Origin of the sequence: Paenarthrobacter sp. CM16 (genome assembly GCF_013179505.1) — a bacterium.
Lineage (GTDB): Bacteria > Actinomycetota > Actinomycetes > Actinomycetales > Micrococcaceae > Arthrobacter.
On the sequence record NZ_JABMCX010000265.1, the window covers coordinates 1 to 6,519 of the forward strand.

The window sequence follows — 6,519 nt, forward strand, 5'->3', positions numbered from 1 at the left end:
TCACGCGCTCGCCGCCCAGGGTCGGATAGACCCGGGCCGTGAGCGGCTTCCCGTTGGCGAAAATTTCGACGGCGGACCGGTCCACCAGGACACGCAGCCGAACCCGCCCGTCCGGCATGGGAACGGGGCCTGACTTGTCCTCCACATCAACGGCGGGATCAAGGCTGCTTCGGGTACGGTCAAGGCGGAGGGTGCCGGCGGTTGTTCCGTCCGCATCCCGGCCCAGCAACATCACCGTTTCCTCGGCACCATCTGCGGACCCAAGAACTCCCAGCCGGACTTCGGCACCGGGAGCCAGTTGCACGTCCAGCTCGAGGTCCAACTGGTTGCCGGACACACCGGTTTCCGCCAGGGCATCACGCCCCTCCAACTCCCGGGCCGGAACACTGAGGTGGTTTCTGCGCAGCTTTTCGATTTCACGGACCGGAGTGAACTCCAAGGTTCCATCCTCGCCCAGGGTAGCGACCCTGGGCAGGCTCATGACACCGGACCAGCCGGCCTCGACCATCGCTGCATCACTTCTCCCTTCCTGCATCCAGCCGAACATGACACGCCGGCCGGACTCATCCTGGAAAGACTGCGGTGCGTAGAAGAACCGGCCGCCGTAGTCCAGCCGGTGAAGCGCCTCGGGCTCGAAACTATCCCCGGAGTAACGGCCGGTCCAGTACAGCGGGTGCCGGGTTTCGCCGTCGTCCCACGCCGAGAAAACCAGCACATCGGGTGAGTCCTCAGCCGATTCAGAACCCAAGGATCCCTTCCCGGCGCGGAACAAGTCCACACATTCCCACATCGTCCCCGTCCAGTCGGTGTCCGCAGGATCGCCCTTCGAGGCGTCGCCGATGAAGAGCGGACCGACGTAGTCCCAGGACCGCAGATCCGAAGACTCATAGAGGAACGCCGTGCCGCCGCGGTGACGAATTCCAGAACCCACCAACTGACGCCAGGTGCTTCCTTCCCGCCACACGCAGTGATCGCGGTACGCGGTGATGTCCACGCCAACAGGCGGGGCTGAAATCACGGGGTTGCCGGGATCCTTGGTCCAGGTCAGCAGGTCCGCGGAGCCCACTGCAACGCAGGGCAGTTCCCTGTCATTGAATCGTCCCGAGTACACCAGGGTGGGCGTGCCGTCGTCGTTCACCAAAACCCCCGACCAGCAACCCTCAGCGTCAGGCCCACCGGACGGTTCCAGCGCGACCGGCTGGTCCTTCCAGGTGACGAGGTCGGTGCTGGTGGCGTGCCCCCACTGGATGCGATGGTGGAATGCACCCTCCGGGTTGTACTGATAGAAGAGGTGGTAGGTGCCATCCCATTGGCTGACACCGTTGGGATCGTTAAGCCAACCGGCCGGTGAAACAAAGTGGAAGCGCGGCCTCAGGGAGTCAGCTTCGGCGCGGGACACCAACTCATCCTGCGGAACGGTAGCGAGCGGGTGGGTCAGTTCAGTCATGCGGGAGCCTCTTCTTGAGCGTTCGACGCCGGGTGGCTGGGGTTGGTTGGTTCGCTGGCCAATGCGTGCGCGCCGGCGGCGGCCCACGGTCGATAGAGATGGCAGCGGACCCAGTGGCGGCTGGCGGGGTCACCTACGTGGTGGCGGACGGGTTCCTCTGCGGAGCAGGGCTGGTTCGGATCGCCGTCGAACGCGCAGCGCGTCGAGGCCATCACCGCTTGCCGCAGTTCTGCCCTGCGGACCGGATCGTAGGAACCTGCCCGGGCCGGGTCCGGGACAGCCGAGACCAGGAGCTGGGTGTAAGGGTGCGCCGGGTTGGCCAGGAGGTCCAAGGACTCGCCTTCCTCCACCGGTTCACCGGCGAACATGACCGCGGTCCGGTCCGCCAAGTAGCGGGCGGAAGCGAGGTCGTGGGTGATATAGAGCATGGAGATGCCTTGCTCATCGCGCAGCTTTCGCATGAGGTTCAGCACCCCGATGCGGACCGAAACATCCAGCATGGAGGTGGGTTCGTCGGCCAGGATGACCTGCGGTTCAACTGCCAGTGCCCGGGCAATTGCGACACGCTGGCGCTGGCCGCCGGAGAGCTCGTGGGGATACGAGTTCAACATGTCCGCTTCCAAGCCAACGGTGGTCATGAGTTCTTCCAACCGGCGCCGCGTGGCTTCTTCGGAACCGCCGCCCTTGCCGTGGATCGCCAACGAACGCCGCAGGAAATGTTCGATCCTGTGGGCCGGATTCAGGGAGCCAAAAGGGTCCTGGAAGACCATCTGGACTTGCGATCGAAAGGCACGCGAAGCTTGGAACCGATCCCGTTTGAGGACGTCGACGCCGTCAATGAGGATCTCACCGGAACTGGGTTTCTCGAGCCTGGCGATGCAGCGTGCCAAGGTGCTTTTGCCGGAACCGGACTCCCCCACAAGCGCCACGATTTCGCCGCTGCCAATAGCCAGGTCAACCCCGTGCAGGGCACGGACGGAATCCCTGGAAAACAATCCGCCAACAGGGAATGACTTCCCCAGGCCCCGGATTTCAAGTGCAGGGGTGCCGGTGCCGGCCACGGCCGATGGGGTCATGAGTGAGTGGCTCATCGTGCGGCTCCTTCCAGGTTTACTGAATCAATCACCGGGATGTCGTCACCAAACGGTGCCACCAAATGGCCGGGTGCCACTTCGGCGAGGTCCGGAATGTTCCGGAACTTCACGCCGTCGGGCAATCCGGTCAGTGGAACCCGGGGGCCGGTCAGCGGCGGAAACGCGCCCATGAGGGCCTGCGTGTACGGATGGCGGGGATTGGCGTAAACGTCCTGGGCCTTCGCAGTCTCCACGATCCGGCCGCCATACATCACCGCCATTCGGTGCGAGAGTTCCACCATGAGGGACATGTCGTGCGTGATAAAGAGAACGGAAAAACCGAGCTCACGCTGGAGTTCCTTGATTTGTGCCATGATTTCCTGCTGCACCACTACGTCCAGCGCGGTGGTGGGTTCATCCAGGATCAACAGGGACGGTTTGAGGGCCACGGCCATGGCAATCACTGCCCGCTGGCGCATGCCTCCGGACAGCTGGTGCGGATAGGACTTAAGCCGGGCAGGATCAATCCTTACCAGTTCCAGCAGCTCACCGGCCCGCCGCAGGGATTCCTTGCGGGAGTAGCCGGCATGCGTGGTGAAGATGTCCACGATCTGTTCGCCGATGGTCAGGACCGGGTTGAGCGAGTTCATGGCGGACTGGAAGACCATGGCCACGTCCTGCCAACGGAAACGCCGCAACTCCTCAGGGCTCATGGCCAGAACGTCCCTGCCACCGAAGGAAATGCTGCCCCCTGCAATCTTTGCCGGATCCTTCAGGAGCCTCATGATCGAGTTGGCAATAGTGGACTTCCCACAGCCTGACTCCCCTGCGAGGCCGAACACCTCTCCGGTGCCAATACTGAAGGAGACGCGCTGGACGGCGGTGGTGGACCTGGTATCGCCGATGTACTTGACCGTGAGGTCCTTGACGTCCAGGACAGGTTCGTGGGATCCGAAGGAAACTTGGGAGATGGTCATTTGGCGGCGCTCCTTTCGGTTTTCACGGGTGTTGCTTGAGGCGTTTTGATTTTGCGCAACCGTGGGTTGGTGACCTCGTCCACGGCATAGTTGATGAGGGCCAGGGCGAAGGCGACCAGCGCGATGCACACGCCGGAGGGCACGAAGACCCACCAACTGCCGGTGAGCAGGGCGCCTTCGTTGCCGGCCCAGAAGAGGTTGTTGCCCCACGAGACCGTACTGACATCGCCCAGGCCCAGGAATTCCAGGCCCGCTTGGGCGCCGATCCCGTAGATCACGCAGGCAAGCAGGGTGCCCATGACGATCGATGCCATGTTGGGCAGAATTTCCCGGAACATGATCCGGCCGGCCCTTTCTCCGGACACCACCGCCGCGGCCACGAAGTCCTTGGAGCGGATGGACAACGCTTGTGAGCGCAGGACACGGGCCGAACCGGCCCACCCTGTAACGACGAGTACCAGGATCACCGTGCCCAGGCCCGGCGGAAGGAAGGCGGCCAGGATCACCAGCAGCGGCAGGCCGGGCAGGAGAAGGAAGACGTTGGTGACTAAGGAAAGGGCTTCGTCAATGAACTTCCCGAAGTACGCGGAGGCGAGGCCCACCAGGATGCCGATGAACGTGGACGCCAAGCCCACGGTCAAACCGACGAACAGGGAGCTCCGTGAGCCATGCAGTGTCAGTGCGAGCACGTCCTGTCCTTTGGCCGTGGTGCCCAGCCAGTGCTCGGCTGATGGTTCCATGGAAGCCATGGCCGTGATCCTTGACGGGTCGCCGGGAAACAGCACCGGCGCCAACAGGGCCAGCGCAATGAAGATGACCATCACGGCCAAGCCCGTCAACGCCTTTTTGTTGCTGAGGAGGCCGTGGACGAAGCTGCGATTGGGCTTGCGGACAGCCGGTGTTGATGTTGGCTGCTTCAAAAGTGCGGTTGTCATGATCAGTCCTCTAGTTGCTGCGCACGCGCGGGTCGAGGCGGACGTAGAGGATGTCCACCAGGAAGTTGGCGAGCAGGACGGCGGCGGTGATGGTCAGGAACAAACCCTGCATGAGCGGGTAGTCCAGGCCTTGGACGGCATTGAGGAGTTGGTAACCCACGCCGGGATACGCGAACACCACCTCGGTGAGCAGCGCACCGCCCACCACGAACCCCAGCCCCATGCCAAAGCTTGTTACCGACGGGAGCATCGCGTTGCGTGCTGCGTAGCGGAGCATGATGCGGCTAGGACGGAGTCCCTTGGCTTCTGCCATGGTGATGTAGTCCTCGGAGTTCGTGGCGATCATGGTGTTTCGCATGCCCAGCATCCAGCCACCGATCGAAACCAGCACGATCGTCAGCGCCGGCAGCACAAGGTGCGCACCGACGTCGCCGATGAACTCCCAGGTGAATGCCGGCTCCAAACCGTCGGTGAACGCGTGGCGGATCGGGAACCAGCCCAGCACCACGCCAAAGAGGTACAGCGCACCCATGGCGAGCCAGAAGTACGGGAACGAGCCGATGAAAACCAACACCGGCGGAAGCGCGGAGTCGATCGCTCCGCCACGCCGCCAAGCGGCCAAGATGCCCAGCAGGTTACCCACGACGGCGGCGATTACCAGTGCGGTGCCGCCCAGCAACAGCGTCCAACCGATCTGCGAGGAGATGACCTCCGTGACCGGGGTGGGGAAACGGGAAATGGAAACACCCATCTGCCCGGTGAAGACGTTGTGCAGGTAATCGACGTACTGCTCCCATATGGGCCGGTCGTCAACACCCAACAGCTTGCGCAGGGCTTCGATTTGTTCGGGCTGCATTCGGTCCTGGGAGCGGGCGAACATCCGGGAGACAGGGTCCCCGGGCATGAAGCGCGGAAGCAGGAAATTCAGGGTGATGGACGCCCAGAAGGCGATCAGGTAGAAACCCAGGCGGCGCAGGATGAAGCGCACGGTTTCCCTCCATTCGGGAATTGCGGGAATTGTGGAAAGAAAGGCGGCACGCCCGGCGGCAAGAGCGGTTCGGCATCAGGGCCGCCGGGCGTGCAAAGTCAGGCCGTAGATGACCCGGTGGATTACTTGCGAGGTTCCAAGGTGGTCAGAACCAGGACCGTGGTGGGCGACTTCACTGAGAGGGTGGCGTAGGGGTTGCCTTCAGTAGGCCATCCGGTGAAGCGGGTGTCGTTGAAGGCACCCCACTCAGGGCCGGAGAACAGCGGCACCAGCGGTGCGACGTCGTTGTACTCTTCCTGCAGCTTGTTGGCGAGGTCTTTTTGCTTGGACTCGTCCGCCTCTGAGGCGAAGTCGGCAAGCAGGACGTCGGCCTTGGGATCGCCGAAGCGGTGGTAGTTATCGAACGTCTTGGTGCCAACGGGCTTCACACTGGCGGTGCCCATGGAAGTGTTGAAGTACTTGTACGGGCTGGGGTCGTTCGCGCTCCAGACGATGCCGGAGTCGAAGTCCCCGGTCTCGTAGCCGGCAACCACTGCCGCCCAGTCCGGAGACTCCACTTTGGCGGTCACGCCAACTTCGGCCAGGTTCTGTGCAATGACATTGGCTACGGAGAGCCAGTCCGAGGACGTGGCGCCTACGGAGATTTTGAATTCGAAAGGCTTGCCGTCCTTGAGCGTGCGCTTCCCGTCAGCTCCCTTGGAGTAACCTGCCTTGTCCAGGAGCTCGTTGGCCTTCTGGACGTCATGGTTTGTCCACGTGCAGTTGTCCTTGACGGCGGAGTTCTTCCACTTCTCATAATTGCCGGAGAGCCCGGTGCAGTCCGCCGGCTTGGCGTAGCCGCTCATGCCGATCTTGGTGACCTGGTCACGGTCCACGGCCATGCTCAGCGCTTTGCGGACATCTACTTCGTTGAACGGAGCTTTGGTGGTGTTCAGCTGCCAGTTGATCATGGCACCGGTAGCCGGGAACCAGTACTGGCGGTGTTCCTTGTCCTTTGAAACGAAGGTCTTTTCTATGTTCGGGATGTACTGCGGTGCCCAGTCCACATCGCCGTTCGCAGCGGCGAGGTTGGCGCCGTCGTTGCCTGCAAAAGCAAGCA

General features: G+C 62.7%; 6 protein-coding genes. All 6 read right to left on the reverse strand.

Going from position 1 to position 6,519, the window contains the following annotated elements; genetic code table 11:
• The coding region (locus tag HP499_RS18995) for a glycoside hydrolase family 32 protein (protein WP_172325726.1) at positions 1–1,447 on the reverse strand (1,447 nt) is incomplete at its 3' end.
• A complete protein-coding gene (locus tag HP499_RS19000) occupies positions 1,444–2,538 on the reverse strand; it encodes an ABC transporter ATP-binding protein (protein ID WP_172325727.1) in 1,095 nt (364 codons plus the stop codon). The genes HP499_RS19000 and HP499_RS18995, both read right to left, overlap by 4 nt.
• Positions 2,535–3,497 (reverse strand): ABC transporter ATP-binding protein, encoded by a 963-nt coding sequence (locus HP499_RS19005; protein WP_172325728.1) that lies wholly within the window; start codon positions 3,495–3,497, stop codon positions 2,535–2,537. Before HP499_RS19005 ends, HP499_RS19000 begins: the two co-directional genes overlap by 4 nt.
• Complete coding sequence (locus HP499_RS19010) at positions 3,494–4,432, reverse strand: ABC transporter permease (RefSeq protein ID WP_172325729.1); 939 nt, start codon at positions 4,430–4,432, stop codon at positions 3,494–3,496. The genes HP499_RS19005 and HP499_RS19010 overlap by 4 nt, the downstream gene beginning before the upstream one ends.
• 10 nt (positions 4,433–4,442) lie before the next feature.
• A complete protein-coding gene (locus HP499_RS19015) occupies positions 4,443–5,420 on the reverse strand; it encodes an ABC transporter permease (protein ID WP_172325730.1) in 978 nt (325 codons plus the stop codon).
• 122 nt (positions 5,421–5,542) lie between these two features.
• The coding region (locus HP499_RS19020; RefSeq protein ID WP_172325731.1) for an ABC transporter substrate-binding protein at positions 5,543–6,519 on the reverse strand (977 nt) is incomplete at its 5' end.